This is a genomic window from Cellulosimicrobium sp. Marseille-Q8652, from assembly GCF_965112045.1.
In genome coordinates this window covers 1-17343 of record NZ_CBCOPS010000003.1, presented here as the reverse complement: position 1 = coordinate 17343, position 17343 = coordinate 1, and the positions used below count along the sequence as shown (strand labels likewise).

The following is a 17343-nucleotide window of genomic DNA, read 5'->3' as shown; positions in this document are numbered from 1 at the left end:
GTTCTGGTGATGCGCATCGGCCGTGGGTGGTCGCTAGGAGCGGACGAGGCGGGCGATGGCGTCGGAGGCTTCCTTGATCTTGATCTCCGCGTCGGCGCCGTCGGTCTTGGCGGCGTCGACGACGCAGTGCTTGAGGTGGTCGTCCAGCAGCCCGAGCGCGACCCCTTGCAGGGCGCTGGTCAGGGCGCTGACCTGGGTGAGGATGTCGATGCAGTACTGCTCTTCGTCGACCATGCGGTGCAGGCCGCGCACTTGTCCTTCGATGCGCTTGAGGCGTGCGAGGTAGCGGGCCTTGTCGGTGATGTACCCGTGGGGTGCGTCCTGTGGCGTTGCGAGCTCGGGGATGTCCGTCATGGTCGTCCTCTCGGTGATGGTGCGGTCGACCGCTGGTGCCCGGTGCCGCGCTGTGCACATCGTGCACGAGAACGGCACCGGGCAGTGGTCTAGGCGGTGCGGGCGTACTGCTGGGGGTTGGCGTCGAAGAGCGGGCCGCAGGAGGAGCAGCACAGCCAGTAGCGCTGACCCTCGTACTCACGGACGAGTCCGGCCGCTTCCGCGTCGGCCTTGACGCTCATGCTGCCGGGCATGACCGGGCACTCCGCGAGGTCGACCTCCTGCGAGGTACCGCTCGGGGCCGCGGGTGCAGCGTGGGCGTGGTGCGTCCCGTTCTGCTGGTCGTTGTCGCCGTGACCGTTGTGGGCGTCGTGGTGGTCGTGCTGATGGCACATGGTGGTCCTCCCGGAGATCGTTGGAATTGGTGGTCTGGTCAGACGCCGGCGAGCTGCGCGGCCGGCGCGGTTGACGTGGTGGTGGACGGGTTCGGGCTGGTTGCCCGGCTGGTGAACGACCGCAGGCGCAGGCTGTTGCCCACGACGAAGACGCTGGAGAACGCCATCGCCGCGCCGGCGAGCATGGGGTTGAGCAGGCCCAGGGCGGCGAGCGGGATCGCGGCGACGTTGTAGGCGAACGCCCAGAACACGTTCACCTTGATCGTGCCGAGGGTGCGTCGGGACAGGCGGATCGCGTCGGCCGCGGAGCGCAGGTCGCCTCGCACCAGGGTGATGTCGGCGGCCTCGATCGCGACGTCGGTGCCGGTGCCCATTGCCAGGCCGAGGTCGGCCTGGGCCAGGGCTGCGGCGTCGTTGACGCCGTCGCCGACCATCGCGACGACCTTGCCCTCGGCCTGGAGCCGGGCGACGACGTCGACCTTGTCCCGGGGCATGACCTCGGCGATCACCTGCTCGATGCCGACCTCGGCCGCGATCTGGTGCGCGACTGTGGCGTTGTCGCCGGTGAGCAGGACCGGGGTCAGGCCGAGCCCGCGGAGCTGGGCGATGGCCTGGGCGCTCGTGGGCTTCACGGCGTCGGCGATGACGAGCACGCCGCGGGCGTGCCCGTCCCAGCCGACGACGACGGCCGTGCGGCCCTGCTCCTCGGCGCGGGCCTTGGCATCGGCGAGGTCGTGGGGGAGGTGCTGGGCCCACTCGGCGAGGAGCGACTCGCGCCCGACGAGCACGGCGTGCCCGTCGACGACGCCCTGCACGCCCTTGCCCTCGACGTTGGTGAAGTCTTCGGGCACGGGCAGCGTGCCGACCTCCTGGGCGGCGCCGCGGGCGATCGCCCGGGCGACGGGGTGCTCGGACGCGTCCTCGAGCGCGCCGGCGAGGCGCAGGAGGTCGGTGCGGTCGACCCCGGTGCCGGTGACGACGTCGGTCAGGGTCATCACACCCGTGGTCACGGTGCCGGTCTTGTCGAGCACGACCGTGTCCACGGCGCGCGTGGACTCCAGCACCTCGGGACCCTTGATGAGGACGCCCATCTGCGCGCCCCTGCCCGTGCCGACCAGGAGCGCAGTCGGGGTGGCGAGGCCGAGCGCGCACGGGCACGCGATGATGAGCACCGCGACGGCGGCGGTGAACGCGGCCGAGGCCGGCGCGCCCGCGCCGAGCCACGCGCCGAGGGTGCCAACGGCGATGGCGATGGCGATGGGGACGAAGATCGCGGAGACGCGGTCGGCGAGGCGCTGGACGCGGGCCTTGCCGGACTGGGCGTCCTCGACGAGCCGCGCCATCTGCGCGAGCTGGGTGTCGCCGCCGACGCGCGTCGCGCGCACGACCAGCCGCCCGCCCGCGTTGACGGTCGCGCCCGTCACGGCGTCGCCCTCGCCCACCTCGACGGGCACGGACTCGCCCGTGAGCATCGAGGCGTCGACGGCGGAGGTACCGGTGACGATGGTGCCGTCGGTGGCGATCTTCTCGCCGGGGCGCACGACGAACTCGTCGCCCACGCTGAGCTCGGAGATCGGGATGCGGGTCTCGGCGCCGTCACGCAGCACCGCCACGTCCTTGGCCCCGAGCTCGAGCAGCGCGCGCAGCGCGGCGCCGGCCTGCCGCTTGGACCGCTTCTCGAAGTAGCGGCCGGCGAGGATGAACGTCGTGACGCCGGCCGCGACCTCCAGGTAGATGTTCCCGGCGCCGTCGGTGGGCGCGACGGACAGCGTGAACGGGTGGGTCATGCCCGGCTCGCCCGCGGTGCCGAGGAACAGCGCGTAGAGGGACCACAGGAACGCGGCGCTGGTCCCCACCGAGATGAGGGTGTCCATCGTCGCGGCGCCGTGGCGCAGGTTGGTCCACGCGGCGCGGTGGAACGGCCAGGCCGCCCACACCACGACGGGCGCGGCGAGCGCGAGGCTGGCCCACTGCCAGTACGTGAACTGCAGCGCGGGGACCATCGCCATCGCGATGACGGGCACCGAGAGCACCACGGCACCGATCAGACGGTGGCGCAGCGCGGTGAGCTCGGGGTCGGTGTCGTCCGCCTCGGCCGTCGCCGGGGCGTCGGGGTCCTCGACGCGCGGGAGCGCGGCGGTGTAGCCGGTCTTCTCGACCTCAGCGATGAGCGTGGCGGCGTCGACGCCCTCCGGGACGGTGACCTTCGCCTTCTCCGTCGCGTAGTTCACGGTCGCGGTGACTCCGTCGAGCCGGTTGAGCTTCTTCTCGATCCGCATGGCGCACGAGGCGCAGGTCATCCCGCCGATCTCGAGCTCGACGAACGTCCCCGGTGACGGGGCGGCCGGTGCCGTCATGAGGTCCTCCTTCCGGCCCGGCAGCGCACTGCCGGGCGTACGGGTGTGATCAGTGGTCGTGCGTCGCCGGGTCGTGACCGGCCCCGGGGGAGTCCTCGGGCGCAGGGGCGGGAGCCGGGGCGGGAGTCCCGTCGGCCGTCGCCTCGACGACGAACGCCGCGGTGCGTACCTGGCCCTCCACCTGGAAGTCGAGGTACAGCAGGTAGCGGCCCGGGGTCGGCGCCTCAACGCCGAACGACACCGTGGGGCCCGAGACCTGCCCGGCCTCCGGCTCGGCGCCCTCGGGGTGCACGTGCAGGTAGGCGAGGTCGCCGTCGCGCAGCGCGACGAGGTGCCCGTAGGCGCCCAGGTACGGTTCGAGCGTCGTGACCGGCTCGCCGTCGCGCGTGACCTCGACGGTCAGCCGGGAGACCGTCCCGGCCTCGAGGTTCCCGTCGAGCGCGACGTCGTACCCGTCGACCGTCGCCGCGGTGGAGACCTCGGCGTCGCGGACCGGGGCGAGCTCGCCCGCGACGTCGACCGTGCGGGTCAACGTGACGGCGCCGCCCGCGCTGGGCACGGCGTCCGCGTAGACGCGGTAGGTCCCGGCGGCGTCCCAGGTCCAGGGCAGTGACCAGCGCCCGTCCGCGTCCATCACGGGGTGGACGTGGCGGAAGTGCGCGCCGTCGGAGCGCACGACGATCAGATGCAGGCGCTCCTCGTGCGAGACGTCGAACTGCGTGACGGGCTCGCCGGCGCGGTCGGTGACGGTGAACGCGAGCTCTCCGGCCTTGCCCACCGTCCCGGGGGCCTCGACCTCGCCCAGCGTGTACCCGTCCTGCTCCAGGGACAGTCCGCGGACCATGTCTGCTCCTCTCGTGCTCTGCTGCTCGGGGGCGTCGCCGGTGGCGACGTGCTGCTCCGGGGCGTGCGAGGCGGCCGGGCCCGACACGGCTCCCTCCGGGACGACGGCCCCGGCGATCGCGGCCGAGGCGACGAACACGACGCCGAGCCCCGCGACGTACAGCCCGATCCGGGCGGGGGCTCTCATCGCACCCGCACCGCCTGGTACCCGGCCTCGTCGACGGCGGCCACGACCGCGGCGTCGTCGAGGGGCTGGTCGGCCGCCACGACGAGCCGACCGGTGGTCGCGCTGACGTCGATCGCGGTCACGCCGGGCACCTGCCCGACCTCCTCGCGCACCGACATCTCGCAGTGGCCGCACGTCATGCCGGTCACCTGGTACTCGATCTCGACGATGCTCATCGCGCTCCTCCTCGACTTGGATACCCCGACGGGGTATGACTAGGGTGGCGAATATACCCACAGGGGGTATGCAGGTCAAGAGGGAGCGGTGAGGGACGTGGAAGAACGGGCGGACGTGGTGGTCGTGGGTGGCGGGGCGGCCGGGAACGCGGCGGCGAGGACGCTGCGGGCGCAGGGGTTCGACGGGCGTGTAGTGCTCGTGCACGGCGAGGACGGGCGGCCCTACCTGCGCACCCTCGTGAGCAAGGCGATCGTGCAGGGCCTGCTCACCGCGGAGCAGGCGGCGCTGCCGGCGCCGGAGGGCGTCGAGGTCGTGCGCGGGCGTGCGGTCGGCCTGCGCCCGACGCGGCCGGGCCTCGTCCTCGACGACGGGCGCGAGCTCGAGGCCGGCGCATTGGTCCTCGCCACGGGCGCGGTACCCCGCCCAGCTCCCGCCGACCGTGGCGCCCGCCCGACTGCGCGGGTCGGCGCGGCCGGGGCGCCGCGTGTCGTGCACCTGCACACGGCGCAGGACGCCGACCACCTGCGCGCGTTGCTCGGGCAGGCCCCTTCGGGGCGGACGGTCACGGTGCTCGGCGCCGGGTTCGTCGGGTCCGAGACCGCGGCCTGGCTCGCCGACGCCGGCGCGAGCGTCCACCTGGTCGCGCGATCGCGCCTGCCGTTGGCCCGGGCCCTGGGTTCCGCGGTCGCCGCGGCCGTCGCACGCCAGCAGGGGGACCGGGTCGCGACCTACTTCGGTCGTCGCGTCGAGGCAGTGACAGAGCACCGCGAGTCGGTCACGGTGCAGCTCGACGACGGCACGGTCCTGGAGTCCGACCTCGCCGTCGTGGCGCACGGCACCGTCCCGGACGCCGCGTGGGCCGGGGCCCAGCCGGACGGCGTCGCGGTGGACGACCGGCTCCGCGTCGTCGCGACACCGGGCCACTATGCGGCGGGAGCGGTCGCGCTCCACCCGGATCGGCGCGGCCGTTCGTACCGGACCGACCACTGGGACGCCGCCGTCGCGCAGGGAGCTCACGCGGCGCGCGCCGCGCTGCGCGACATCGTCGGTGCCGCCGACCCGGGGCCCTACGTGCCCGACGCCGGGTTCTCCCTGAGCCTGCATGGCATCCAGGTCACCGGCCTCGGGGTGCCGGTGCCCGGCACGGTCGAGCAGCACCGCCGCCTCGACGGGGGAGGGGTCATGACCGAGTTCCGGCTCGACGGCGACCTGGTCGCGGCCACCGGGGTCGGCGCGACGCGCGAGGTGTCCGCCCTACGCCCGGACCTGCGGCGGCCCTGACCGACGCACGGCCACCCTCGCGCGTCGGTGCGGAGTCAGGTCGTGGACGGATCCGGGCACGGGCGGCCGCACCACGCCTCCACCCCGTACCCGCCGTCGACAGTCACCGAGGATGCGATGGGCGAGTGGCGCGCACGGTTCGTACGGTGGATCGATGCTCACCGTCCAGGGTCGGGCAGGTCGGCCGCGGTGGGTCGAGGAGGTCGTCATGAGCGTGACGCGAGAGATGATCGAGACGTTCCCGGGCCAAGGGGCCGTTTCGATAACGGAGCTGGTGACCTGCATCGACGCGTGTGTCGAGTGCGCCCAGGCGTGTACTGCCTGCGCGGACGCGTGCTTGAGCGAGGAGCACGTGGGCGAGCTGCGCCGGTGTATCCGGCTGAACGCCGACTGCGCCGACGTGTGCGCCACGACCGCGGCGGTGCTGACTCGTCAGACGGCTGCGGACGTGCAGGTCCTGCGCGCGGTGCTGCAGGCGTGCGTGGCGGCGTGCGCCGCGTGCGGGGCCGAGTGCGAGGAGCACGCGCAGATGCACGAGCACTGCGCGGTGTGCGCACGCTCGTGCCGCGCGTGCGAGCAGGCGTGCCGAGAGCTTCTTTCCGCCCTCGGATGAGCTCGAGCCGAGGGCCGGTCTTGGAAGAACTGCGGGGGCAGTGGTTAGGCTGACCGGGACATGAACCTCATGGCCACGTTCCGTTCGCTGCTCGCCGGTCGCCGGCGAGGGCTTTCGGGCGCCCTGCTGATCGCGGCGCTCCTGCTGGGCGTGGTGACGATGCACGCGATGAGCGGGTCGGCCAACGCCCACGTGGGCCCGGCGGCGGCGATCATGGCCAGCCCCGACAACCACGACGCCTCCGCCCCCGAGGTCGGGACGCAGGAGGACGGGGCGCATGAGCACGACGCGCCGGGGGGGTGCACCGACTGCGGGGGCCACGAGATGGCGTCGGCCATGTGCTTGATGGTGCTGGTCGCGCTGCTGGCCTTCACACGCCCGGGATCGAGCCTGCTGGCGCGTCTTGCTCCGGTGTGGTCGCGCCTGGTCGAGGCCGGGCGGACTCCGACTGTCGCCGGCGCCGCACCGTCGCTTCATGTCCTGGGGATCTCTCGAACGTAGGACCCACACGCCGTCGACGCGCGCGTCGACCGTTCCATGCCCCGCTTCGGGGCCCCGTGTGTGGTTTCTGAGTGCTGATTTGAGAGGTCCTTTCCCATGAACTTCAAGCGTGTGCTTGTTCCAGCGATCGCGCTGGTGACCGCCGCGAGTCTTGCGGCGTGCTCGAACGACGACGAGCCCGGGCACGACATGGCGTCGATGTCCTCCTCGACCGAGGCCGGGGAGCAGGAGAGCCCGGCAGAGGGCGACTGGTTCAACCAGCAGGACGTCGACTTCGCCCAGATGATGATTCCCCACCACGAGCAGGCGATCGAGATGTCCGACGTCATCTTGGCCAAGGAGGGTGTCGACCCTCAGATCACCGACCTGGCGAACCAGATCAAGGACGCCCAGGGACCCGAGATCGAGCAGCTGACGACCTGGCTCGAGGAGTGGGGCTCACCGCTGCCGGAGTCCGACTCGATGGACTCCATGGACCACGGGTCCATGGACGGGATGATGAGCGAAGAGGACATGCAGGCCCTGCAGGACGCGCAGGGCGCCGAGGCGGGCCGCCTGTTCCTCGAGCAGATGATCGTCCACCACCAGGGCGCCATCGAGATGGCCCAGATCGAGGTGGACGAAGGCAAGAACGAGGACGCTGTCGCGATGGCGCAGCAGATCGTCGACACCCAGCAGGCCGAGATCTCCACCATGGAAGACCTGCTCGCCTCGATGTGACCCTCGCCCTGCGGAGGCGTGCTGCGTCGCGCACGCACCGCGGGCCCTTGCCGAAGGACTGCCTTGATGAACCCTGCCCTGAAGGGGCGGGCGAGCCGGTGGGCAGCAGCAGGAACCGTGCTGCTGCTGGCTGCCTGCACCCCGACCCCGCCACCTGCGAACACCCCCACAAGCCAGGAGCCGCAGGACGTGGCCGAGTTCGGCCACGTGCACGACGTGCAGGTCGACCCGGTCGACCACACCATCCTGGTCGCGACCCACACCGGGGTGTGGACCATGCCGGGCCCGTTCGGCGACGAACCAGTGCAGCCGCAACGCGCCGGGGCGGGCCGGCAGGACACGATGGGCATGACCCTCGCGGTCGACGGCACCGTCTACGCCTCCGGCCACCCCGCGCCCGGGGAGCAGACCGACCTGAAGGCGCCCAACCTGGGCCTGGTCCGCAGCACTGACGGAGCCGCGACCTGGGAGCAGGTCTCCCTGGCCGGGGAGGTCGACTTCCACGCGCTGAGCACCGCGACCACGGATACCGGTGCCGTACGCGTCGTCGGCCTGGACTCCGCGACGTCCCGCCTGCTGATCAGCGACGACTCCGGAGCGACCTGGACACCAGGGGCAACCGTGCCGGCTCGCGACGTGCACGTCGTGGACGCCGACCCGGACACCGTCGTGGCCACCACGCCGACAGGCCTGCAGCTCAGCCACGACGCGGGACAGACGTTCACCCCGGACCGTGACGCGCCCGCCCTCGTGCTCGTCGAGGCAGGGCTCGGCTCCGAGCTGATCGGCCTGGACACCAACGGCACCGTGTGGACCAGCACCCCTGGCCTGGATCGTTGGACCGCGCACGGAGCCGCTCCCGGCCAGGTGCAGGCCATGACCTACGTGCCCGACGACAGCCCCGGCAACCAGCCGTGGATTCTCCTCGTCACGGACATCGGCCTGTTCACCAGCCGCGACCTCGGCGCGAGCTGGGACCCGGTGCTCGGCCAGGAGACCGGGTGAGACACCAGCCGGCCGCGCGCCGACAGACCAAGCCTTCCCCACCTGCCGCGATCCGCCCGTGCCCGCACGGTCGCGCGCGGCGGACCACTCCATGCTCCTCGCGGGACATCCGCGAGGGATCCAAGAGAGCGCCGAACCCTGTCACCTCTTGGAGCACACCACCAACACCCATGACAGGGACGGGGGAACCACTCAACCGGGCACCACGGTGCCCTCGGGGTGAAGCCGCACCGCACCCAGCGGTGAGACCGGGTCACTCTCCGATCCGAACCCGACAGCTCACCCCGCAGGCGCGAAGGAGAACACCATGACCGCACGAAAGCCGGGACGCCACCGCGCGTCCCACCGACCCATCACACCCCTGACCCCGATCGCCCGCGCAGCCCAGGAAGGAGCAGTCAGCACCGCCCGCAAGGGCGCCCTGCTCGCGGCAGGATCTGGCCTGCTCGTGTCGGTGTTCGCGGCACCGGCCAGCGCCGCACCGAGCACCGACCAGCCCAAAGCCGTCTCCAGCGTCGACCTGAGCGCGCTGACCGAGCCGGCCCGTCAGGCGCTCAGCGCCGCCCCAGCGGTCACCGTCTCAGCCGACGCCGCGTTCGTGATCGAACAGGCACCGGTCGCGGTCACCCCCGCCCCCGAACCCGAACCCGAGCCGGAACCGGAGCCCGAGCCGGAACGCCAGGAGCGCTCGTCCCGCAGCCAGGAGCGCGCTCCCGCCCCGCAAGAGCAGGCGGGCACCGCTGCGGCCCAGGCCCCGGTCGAAGCTCCGCCGTCCGCGGCGGGCTCGAGCGTGGTCGGCGTCGCGATGCAGTACCTCGGCGTGCCCTACCAGTGGGGCGGCACCACACCGGCAGGGTTCGACTGCTCCGGGTTCACGTCCTACGTGTACGCCCAGGTCGGCATCAACCTGCCCCGCACGTCCTCCGAGCAGCGGTATGCCGGCACCGTCATCTCCCGCGACCAGGCACAGCCCGGTGACCTGATCTGGAGCCCGGGCCACATCGGCATCTACGCCGGGGACAACATGCAGATCGAGGCACCCTCACCCGGCAAGACCGTCCGGTACGGGCAGATCTGGCAGGCCAACCCGACCTACATCCGCGTCGGCTGACACGGGAAGGGCCCCACCAGCCAGGTGGGGCCCTTCCGCCCTGCGCAGGAATACCCCTAGGGGGTATAGTGTTGTCGCGTACCCGGTCGCACTGTCAGGAGAGGAAGGTCGATCATGAAGCCTCACGGTCACGACGAGCACGGACCGAGCACGGACCATCATCACCACCCCGCACCAGCCTCCGTCGACGCCGGCGGCGACGACCGGGCTCCATCGCGCGCTGCGCCCGACCCGGGCCACCACGGTGAGGTACATCCTGACCACGCCGATCGCCAAGGCCAGGGCCACGACCATGAGCAGCACCACGGACACGGCGGGCACCCTGAGCCCGCTGGCCACGAGGGCCACGGTGGGCATGGCGGCCACGGCGGGCACGGTGATCACGTCGGGCAGTTCCGCCGGCTGTTCTGGATCATGCTCGTCCTGGCAGTCCCGGTGGTCGCGACGTCGAGCATGTTCGCGATGATCCTCGGGTACGAGCTGCCCGACGTGCCAGGTCTTGGTCTGGTCTCTCCGGTGCTCGGCACGGTGATGTACGTCTGGGGCGGGCGCCCGTTCCTGACAGGCGCGGTATCGGAGATCCGCTCGCGCAAGCCCGGGATGATGCTGCTCATCGGCCTGGCGATCACCGTCGCGTTCGTCGCCTCGTGGGGCGCGAGCCTGGGCCTGCTCGACCACCAGCTCGACTTCTGGTGGGAGCTCGCGCTGCTGATCGTGATCATGCTGCTCGGCCACTGGATCGAGATGCGGTCCCTGGCGCAGACAACCTCCGCCCTGGACTCCCTGGCCGCGTTGCTGCCCGACGAGGCGGAGCGGGTCGAGGGTGATGACGTCGTCACCGTGGCGCCTGGCGACCTGCGCGTGGGAGACGTGGTCGTGGTCCGACCCGGTGGCCGGGTCCCGGCCGACGGCAAGGTCGTGGACGGCGCCGCGAGCATGGACGAATCGATGATCACCGGGGAGTCACGCACCGTGCGGCGCAGCAACGGTGACCTGGTCGTGGCCGGCACCGTCGCGACCGACTCGGGCCTGCGCGTGCAGGTCACCGCGGTCGGGCAGGACACGGCACTGGCCGGCATCCAGCGCCTGGTCACCGAGGCGCAGAACTCCAGCTCACGCGCCCAGCGTCTGGCCGACACCGCGGCCGGGTGGCTGTTCTGGTTCGCGCTCGGCGCCGCGGTGCTCACCGCTGCGACGTGGACCCTCCTGGGGACGCCGGACGACGCCGTGATCCGCACGGTGACCGTCCTCGTCATCGCCTGCCCTCACGCCCTGGGCCTGGCGATCCCTCTCGTGGTCTCCATCGCGACCGAGCGCGCGGCGCGCGGCGGTGTCCTGATCAAGGACCGGCTCGCGCTGGAGAGCATGCGCACCGTCGACGCGGTGCTGTTCGACAAGACCGGCACCCTGACCAAGGGCGAGCCCACGGTCACCGAGGTCGAGACGACCGGCGACCACGACCAGGACACTGTTCTCGCGCTGGCGGCAGCCGCGGAGTCCGACTCCGAGCACCCGCTCGCACGCGCCATCGTTCGCGCCGCTCGCGACAAGGGCCTGCCCGTGGCGTCCGCTCAGGACTTCCAGTCGTCCCCGGCGGTTGGCGTACGCGCAAGCGTGTCGGGCCGCAGCGTGGAGGTCGGTGGGCCCAATCTTCTGCACGAGCGGTCCGCCCAGGAGCTGGCGGTCGTCGACCGGTGGCGCGAGTCGGGAGCGATCATCCTGCACGTCCTCATCGACGGGCAGGTCGCGGGAGCTCTACGCCTGGCCGACGAGATCCGCACCGAGTCTCGCGAGGCGGTCGCCGCGCTGAACCAGCGTGGCGTGCAGGTCGTGATGATCACCGGCGACGCCGAGGCCGTGGCGGCGTCTGTCGCGCACGAGCTGGGCATCGAGCGGTACTTCGCTGGCGTGCGGCCCGAGGACAAGTCAGCCAAGGTCCAGCAGCTGCAGCGCGAAGGCCGCAAGGTCGCGATGGTCGGAGACGGCGTGAACGACGCCCCGGCGCTGGCCCAGGCGGATGTCGGCATCGCGATCGGTGCCGGCACCGACGTCGCGATCGCCTCGGCCGGAGTCATCCTCGCCAGCGACGACCCCCGGTCCGTGCTGTCGGTCATCGAGCTGTCGCGGGCGAGCTACCGCAAGATGAAGCAGAACCTGTGGTGGGCAGCCGGGTACAACCTGATCTCCGTCCCGCTCGCCGCCGGCGTGCTCGCGCCCATCGGCTTCGTCATGCCGATGTCCGTCGGTGCACTGCTCATGTCCGCATCCACCGTCGTCGTCGCGCTCAACGCCCAGCTCCTGCGACGTCTGGACCTGCGCCCCGAGACGAGCACCCGGGCCATCCTTGGCCAGCCCGCCGTCGAGGCCGAACGCCAGGACATTCACGCATGACCGATCAGCGTTTCGGCGCCCGCGCGCAGCCGCCCACCGGCCGCGCGCGGCGCGCCGTCCCCGGCCTGACCGCCTGCCGCCTGTGCGCCGGCGAGACCCTGGGGGAAGACGACCCCCGCCCCGGCGGCCAGCTCGAGCGGGTCCGCGAGATCGCGGCAAGCGGTCACGCGCGCCTGACAGTCGTGGACTGCCTCGACGCGTGTGAACGTGGAGACATTCTCGTCGTGCGACCCATACCTGATGTGCGGGCGAGGCAACGACCGGTGTGGTTCGAGCGCCTCGCTGGCGAGGACCTCACCACCGAGCTGCAGGGCTGGCTGAGCGCGGGAGGCCCTGGGATCGCTCCTCTGCCCGAACCCCTGCGTCCCCTCGTGCTGCACCTCCAGCAACAGGTGCCGCCCGACCGCGCCCCGGGGTCGGCAGACGTCAACGCCGGTGTGTAGCGGGCCCGCCCGCCCGATGGAAGGCTGCTGGGATGGCGGACCCGGTGTGGGAGGAGATCGACCTCGAGAGCGCTCGGAACCATGCCCGGGCGGTCGTCGACGGCGCCCCAGCGGACGAGCGCATCATCGCGCACCACGTCCGCAACAGCGCCGCAGTCGTGCTCGTGCGGGCCGACCCTCACGGCGCATGGGGCTTGCTCTACATGTGCACGACGGCGGGAGCACGCGCGGACTACTCGAGCACGCTGCTGGACCTGGCGGCCGAGCACACGATCCACGTCGGAAGCGCCGCCCCGCAGTACGGGCAGGGACCACGACTGCACTTCGCGGCAATCCGAGCCGCAGGCATCACCACCGCCCGAACCCGGCAATCGGGTGAACCGTGGCGCACCCTGACCGCAGACGACAGCGGCTGGATCCTCGACGTTCGCGTGACCGACGACTTCCACGATGCGACTGCGTACGAGTTCGAGGCTCCCGACCGAACCTGGCACCCAATCGCCTGACAGCGTCCATTGCGACGCGCGACGCCTCGCAGGCGAGGTGAGCGATGGACGGCCACGAACACCACAGCACCACTTGCAGAGCGAGAGAGGATGGACAGATGAAGGTTGAGCTTCAGGTCGTCGACGCGTGCCCGAACGAGGCACCCGCCCGGGACGCGCTGCGCCGGGCCCTGGACCGGGCCGGCATCGATGTGCCGATCGCCACCGTAGTCATCACTGACGACGACCAGGCCCAGAGGTACGGCTTCCACGGGTCGCCGTCGTTCTACGTCGACGGGCAGGACGTGTTCCCCCTGCCGGGGGCTCGTCCTGGTGTGGCGTGCCGCGTCTACCCCACGAGCGCAGGTCTGCGCGGTGTTCCCGACGACGAGGCGCTGGCCGCCGCTGTCGCGGCCCGGGCCGCGCGCTGACCGAGCTCGACCGACCTACGGTGTCGGCGCCGGTTAACGCGAGTCGGTCGGGTGGTGTGGGCGGTGGCGTCGCATCGCCCGCACTGTGAGCGGTGTCCCGATCGCCGCGGGCAGGACCCAGAACGACCAGGCGGGCAGCCGTTCCCAGATCGGTAGGTGTGGTCCGTTGTCGACGTAGAACGCGGTCAGCATCGCGATGTAGGCCAGGGCCATCCACGCGATGTGCGCACGGTCGCTGCCGCGGCGGCGCCGGTTGCGCCACCCGAGGGCCGCGGCGGTCAGCGCGACGCCCCCGAGCGCGGCCAGGTGGATGGTGGCGGGCCAGCGGATCGCCACCATGACGACCATGGAGCCGAAGAGGGCGGCGATCCCGCCGAGGAAGACTCGCCCTGCCCCGACGTGCCACCGCCTACCCTTGGGCGCGACCATCGCCACCAGACCCGCGAGGACCGCAGTCAGCCCGGCAGCAATGTGCACCAGCAGCGCGAGGTCGAAGATCGGGCCCGCGTCCGGCTCCGGTAGGCCTGGGATGTCCATCACGGCCGCCTCCAGGAGGCGCGTGGTACTGCTCGGTCAGCTGCTCGGGGCTGTCTCGGTGAGCGAGGTCGCGAGCTGGCTGAGCGCGCCGGGGACCAGGGAGAAGTAGGCCCAGCGCCCACGCTGCTCGCGGTGGAGAAGGCCGGCCTCGACGAGGATCTTGAGGTGGTGGCTGACCGTGGGCTGGGCCAGACCGACGGGGTCGGTGAGGTCGCACACGCACGCCTCGCCGCCGTCGTGCGCGGCGACGATCGACAGCAGCTGCACCCGGGTGGGGTCGCCGAGCGCCTTGAACACGCGGGCCAGGTCGCGCGCGGTCTCGGGGTCGGCGGCGTCGCGCACGAGCGGCGCGCAGCACCCGCCCCTCGCAGAGGTGTCCGGTGCCTCGAGGGTGAGCGCGGTGGTCGTCATCCCCCCATCTTGCCACTCATCGACGTTTATGGATACGTTGGCGTCCTGTCTTTGATCGAAGTTTGTCGATGCGAGGAGGCGTGATGGGCGAGGTAGTGCGGGACGAGCTTCCGGTCGTGGTGATCGGTGCGGGCCCGGTGGGGCTGGCGGCGGTGGCGCACCTGCTGGAGCGCGGTCTGGAGCCGCTGGTCCTCGAGGCGGGTGACGGTCCGGGCGCGGCGATCGCGTCGTGGGCTCATGTGCGGTTGTTCTCCCCGTGGCGGTACGACGTCGACGCCGCGGCGCGTCGTGTGCTGGACCCGACGGGGTGGGTCGAGCCGGACCCGGACACGCTGCCGACCGGTGGGGAGCTCGTCGGGCGCTACCTGGCGCCGCTGGCCGCGACGCCGCAGATCTCCGCGCGGCTGCGCACCGGGACGCGGGTGCTGGCGGTCGCGCGCGACGGCGCGGACAAGACGCGTTCCCTCGGGCGCGGGCGGCAGGGCTACCGGGTCCGCACCGTCAGCCCGGACGGGCAGGTTCAGGACGTGCTGGCGCGCGCGGTGATCGACGCGTCGGGCACGTTCTCGACGTCGAACCCGCTGGGTGTCTCCGGTCTCCCGGCCGCGGGCGAGGCCGAGGCGGCCCGCTTCGTGACCGGGCCGCTGCCCGACGTCCTCGGGTCGCAGCGCGACCGGTTCGCCGGCCGGGACACGCTCGTGGTCGGGATGGGGCACTCCGCGGCGAACACGCTGCTGAGCCTCGTCGAGCTTTCCGAGGCGGAGCCGGGCACCACGGTCACGTGGGCGATCCGCGGCGGGTCGGCGCGGCGCCTGTTCGGCGGCGGGGCCGACGACGAGCTCCCCGCGCGCGGGCTGCTCGGCACGCGGCTGCGGGCGGCCGTGGAGGCGGGAAGGTTGACCCTGCTCACCCGGGTCTCGATCGAGCGCCTCGTCCCGGACGGGGACTCCGTGCAGGTCCTGGGCACGGCGCGCGACGGGGCGCTGAACCTGGACGTGCACCAGATCGTCAACGCGACCGGGTTCCGACCGGACCTCGACATGCTGCGCGAGGTGCGCCTGGACCTCGACCCCGTCGTCGAGGCTCCGAGCGCGCTGGCCCCGCTGATCGACCCGAACCAGCACTCCTGTGGCACGGTGCCGCCACACGGGGAGCAGGTGCTGTCCCACCCGGACGACGGGTTCTACCTCGCCGGCATGAAGTCCTACGGGCGCGCACCGACGTTCCTCCTCGCGACGGGGTACGAGCAGGTGCGCTCGATCGCGGCGGCGCTGGCAGGGGACCGCGCGGCGGCGGACGCGGTCGAGCTGAACCTGCCCGCGACCGGCGTCTGCTCGTCCGACCTCGCCCTGGAGGCCGACGGCGAGAGCGCGGGCGGGTCGTGCTGCGGCACCGCGCCCGCCGAGCCGCAGCTCGTCACGCTCGGCCTCGGGGCGCCCGTCGGGGTGGGGTTCGCCACGGGTGTCGTGCACGGGCGTTCGGGCGACGGTCTGGACGCGTGAGCCTGACCGTGCGGAGCGCGACCCCCGCCGACATGGCGGGGGTCGCGCGCATCTACGACCACTACGTGGCGACGTCGACCGCGACGTTCGAGCTCACCCCACCGGGTGAAGGCGTGTGGTCGGACAAGCTCGAGGTCCTGCAGGGTGCGGGCTGGCCGTTCCTGGTCGCCGACCTCGACGGCGCCGTGTCCGGGTTCGCGTACGTGGGGCCGTGGCGCCCGCGTCCGGCGTACGCGCACACGGTCGAGGACACGATCTACCTCGACCCGGCCGCGACCGGGCGCGGGATCGGGACCCGGCTGCTCGACCAGGTGCTCACCGACGCCGCGGAGGCCGGGGCGCGGGAGGTGATCGCGGTCGTCGCCGACGGCGACACCGACGCGTCGCTGGCGCTGCACCGCCGGGCCGGGTTCACCGACGCGGGACGGCTCGAACGCGTGGGCCGCAAGTTCGACCGGTGGCTCGGCACGAGCCTGCTGCAGAAGACGCTGACCTGACACGCGCGTCGGCCGGGACCCTGGGCAGGGTCCCGGCCGACGTCGTGGTACGGGCAGTGTCAGGCGGTGGCCACCTGCACGGGCGCGACGCCGAGCTCGTCGAGCAGGGTGAGCACGCGGGTGCGGATCTCGTCGCGGATGGGGCGCACGGACTCGATGCCCTGCCCGGCGGGGTCGGCCAAGGCCCAGTCCTCGTAGCGCTTGCCGGGGAAGATCGGGCAGGCGTCGCCGCAGCCCATGGTGATGACGACGTCCGAGGCCTGCACGGCGTCGGTGGTGAGGATCTTGGGCTGCTCGGCGCGGATGTCGATGCCCTCCTCGAGCATGGCCTCGACGGCGACGGGGTTGATCTGGTCGGCCGGCGCCGAGCCGGCGGAGCGGACCTCGACGGCGCCGCCGGACAGGGCGCGCAGGTACCCGGCTGCCATCTGGGAGCGGCCGGCGTTGTGGACGCAGACGAACAGGGCGGACGGCTTGGCGGTGCTGGTCTCGGTCACGGTGGTCTCCGGTGGTTCAGGGGGTGGGCAGGTCGAGGTCGGGCAGCAGGTCGGTGAGCAGGGCGCGCACGCGGGTGTCGAGCTCGTCGCGGATCGCGGCGACCCCGGCCGGGGACGCCAGGGCGGGGTCGCCCACGAGCCAGTCCTCGTACTGCGTGCCGGGAAGGACCGGGCAGACGTCGCCGCAGCCCATGGTGATCACGACGTCCGCGGCGCGGACCGCGTCGTCTGTCAACGGCTTGGGGAACGCCTCGCCGTCGGTGGTGCCGAGCGCGGTGAGCTCGGGGCGCACCGCGGGGTGCACGTCCGCGGCCGGGGTGGAGCCCGCCGAGCGGACCACGACGCGCTCCCCGGCGTAGCGGCGGACCAGGGCCGCGGCGAGCTGGGAGCGGCCGGCGTTCGCGACGCAGACGAACAGCACCTGCGGTCGAGCGTCGGGCTCGCGGGACATGTCCGCGAGGCGTTGGCGGGCGAAGCGGTCCGTGAGGGTCAGCAGGTGCGCCGAGACCGTGGCCGAGCGGGCCAGGGCCGTGTAGGACTCGCGCACGGTTCGCAGCACCACCTCGGGGCCGACGTTCGGGTGGCGT

The 17343-nt window shown here is 72.5% G+C and carries 21 protein-coding genes and 1 riboswitch; of the genes, 12 read left to right on the top strand and 9 right to left on the bottom strand.

The features are described from left to right. Positions 1-33: 33 nt before the first annotated feature. The 5 genes from ACWPWV_RS19510 to ACWPWV_RS19490 all read right to left on the bottom strand — a co-directional run bounded on the left by ACWPWV_RS19510 (position 34) and on the right by ACWPWV_RS19490 (position 4330). Positions 34-354 (bottom strand): metal-sensitive transcriptional regulator, encoded by a 321-nt coding sequence (locus tag ACWPWV_RS19510; protein WP_454044631.1) that lies wholly within the window; start codon positions 352-354, stop codon positions 34-36. Between the two features lie 89 nt (positions 355-443). Beyond that, positions 444-728, bottom strand: a complete 285-nt coding sequence (locus tag ACWPWV_RS19505) for a hypothetical protein (protein WP_454044630.1) — start codon at positions 726-728, stop codon at positions 444-446. 38 nt (positions 729-766) lie between these two features. Continuing rightward, positions 767-3085: a heavy metal translocating P-type ATPase gene (locus ACWPWV_RS19500; protein ID WP_454044629.1), complete on the bottom strand. Its 2319-nt coding sequence runs from the start codon at positions 3083-3085 to the stop codon at positions 767-769. Between the two features lie 49 nt (positions 3086-3134). Next, the gene (locus ACWPWV_RS19495; RefSeq protein WP_454044628.1) at positions 3135-4115 is read right to left on the bottom strand and encodes a heavy-metal-associated domain-containing protein; all 981 of its coding nucleotides are present in this window, start codon (positions 4113-4115) and stop codon (positions 3135-3137) included. Then, complete coding sequence (locus ACWPWV_RS19490; RefSeq protein WP_454044627.1) at positions 4112-4330, bottom strand: heavy-metal-associated domain-containing protein; 219 nt, start codon at positions 4328-4330, stop codon at positions 4112-4114. Before ACWPWV_RS19490 ends, ACWPWV_RS19495 begins: the two co-directional genes overlap by 4 nt. A 97-nt stretch (positions 4331-4427) precedes the next feature. Between ACWPWV_RS19490 and ACWPWV_RS19485 the strand changes: the two genes are divergently transcribed. The 10 genes from ACWPWV_RS19485 to ACWPWV_RS19440 all read left to right on the top strand — a co-directional run bounded on the left by ACWPWV_RS19485 (position 4428) and on the right by ACWPWV_RS19440 (position 13312). Beyond that, positions 4428-5612, top strand: coding sequence for an FAD-dependent oxidoreductase (locus ACWPWV_RS19485; protein WP_454044626.1), 1185 nt, complete (start codon positions 4428-4430; stop codon positions 5610-5612). Positions 5613-5820: 208 nt separating this feature from the next. Beyond that, positions 5821-6225 (top strand): four-helix bundle copper-binding protein, encoded by a 405-nt coding sequence (locus ACWPWV_RS19480; RefSeq protein WP_454044697.1) that lies wholly within the window; start codon positions 5821-5823, stop codon positions 6223-6225. Between the two features lie 60 nt (positions 6226-6285). Continuing rightward, on the top strand, positions 6286-6726 hold the full coding sequence (locus tag ACWPWV_RS19475; RefSeq protein ID WP_454044625.1) for a DUF6153 family protein: 441 nt from the start codon (positions 6286-6288) through the stop codon (positions 6724-6726). Positions 6727-6822: 96 nt separating this feature from the next. Beyond that, positions 6823-7446, top strand: coding sequence for a DUF305 domain-containing protein (locus ACWPWV_RS19470; RefSeq protein WP_454044624.1), 624 nt, complete (start codon positions 6823-6825; stop codon positions 7444-7446). Positions 7447-7512: 66 nt separating this feature from the next. After that, positions 7513-8451: a F510_1955 family glycosylhydrolase gene (locus ACWPWV_RS19465; protein WP_454044623.1), complete on the top strand. Its 939-nt coding sequence runs from the start codon at positions 7513-7515 to the stop codon at positions 8449-8451. Between the two features lie 149 nt (positions 8452-8600). After that, positions 8601-8759: riboswitch (cyclic di-AMP (ydaO/yuaA leader) on the top strand. Continuing rightward, positions 8759-9562, top strand: coding sequence for a C40 family peptidase (locus tag ACWPWV_RS19460; protein ID WP_454044622.1), 804 nt, complete (start codon positions 8759-8761; stop codon positions 9560-9562). (Overlaps the previous riboswitch by 1 nt.) A 114-nt stretch (positions 9563-9676) precedes the next feature. Next, on the top strand, positions 9677-11953 hold the full coding sequence (locus ACWPWV_RS19455) for a heavy metal translocating P-type ATPase (RefSeq protein WP_454044621.1): 2277 nt from the start codon (positions 9677-9679) through the stop codon (positions 11951-11953). Next, complete coding sequence (locus ACWPWV_RS19450; RefSeq protein WP_454044620.1) at positions 11950-12396, top strand: hypothetical protein; 447 nt, start codon at positions 11950-11952, stop codon at positions 12394-12396. The genes ACWPWV_RS19455 and ACWPWV_RS19450 overlap by 4 nt, the downstream gene beginning before the upstream one ends. A 32-nt stretch (positions 12397-12428) precedes the next feature. Then, positions 12429-12902: a hypothetical protein gene (locus ACWPWV_RS19445; RefSeq protein WP_435737699.1), complete on the top strand. Its 474-nt coding sequence runs from the start codon at positions 12429-12431 to the stop codon at positions 12900-12902. Positions 12903-13000: 98 nt separating this feature from the next. Beyond that, a complete protein-coding gene (locus tag ACWPWV_RS19440; RefSeq protein ID WP_454044619.1) occupies positions 13001-13312 on the top strand; it encodes a hypothetical protein in 312 nt (103 codons plus the stop codon). Positions 13313-13345: 33 nt separating this feature from the next. Here ACWPWV_RS19440 and ACWPWV_RS19435 read toward each other — a convergent pair whose 3' ends face one another. After that, a complete protein-coding gene (locus ACWPWV_RS19435; protein WP_435737701.1) occupies positions 13346-13852 on the bottom strand; it encodes a hypothetical protein in 507 nt (168 codons plus the stop codon). 33 nt (positions 13853-13885) lie between these two features. Next, a complete protein-coding gene (locus tag ACWPWV_RS19430) occupies positions 13886-14260 on the bottom strand; it encodes an ArsR/SmtB family transcription factor (protein ID WP_454044618.1) in 375 nt (124 codons plus the stop codon). Between the two features lie 83 nt (positions 14261-14343). Here ACWPWV_RS19430 and ACWPWV_RS19425 point away from each other — a divergent pair, with 83 nt between their 5' ends. Further along, positions 14344-15762: an FAD-dependent oxidoreductase gene (locus ACWPWV_RS19425; RefSeq protein ID WP_454044617.1), complete on the top strand. Its 1419-nt coding sequence runs from the start codon at positions 14344-14346 to the stop codon at positions 15760-15762. Next, positions 15759-16259 (top strand): N-acetyltransferase family protein, encoded by a 501-nt coding sequence (locus ACWPWV_RS19420; RefSeq protein ID WP_454044616.1) that lies wholly within the window; start codon positions 15759-15761, stop codon positions 16257-16259. Before ACWPWV_RS19425 ends, ACWPWV_RS19420 begins: the two co-directional genes overlap by 4 nt. 59 nt (positions 16260-16318) lie before the next feature. On the opposite strand, the gene ACWPWV_RS19415 is transcribed toward ACWPWV_RS19420, so the two are convergent. Further along, positions 16319-16756, bottom strand: a complete 438-nt coding sequence (locus ACWPWV_RS19415; protein WP_454044615.1) for an arsenate reductase ArsC — start codon at positions 16754-16756, stop codon at positions 16319-16321. A gap of 16 nt (positions 16757-16772) precedes the next feature. Further along, positions 16773-17343 (bottom strand): arsenate reductase/protein-tyrosine-phosphatase family protein (locus ACWPWV_RS19410; protein WP_454044614.1); only part of this gene is annotated, 571 nt, incomplete at its 5' end.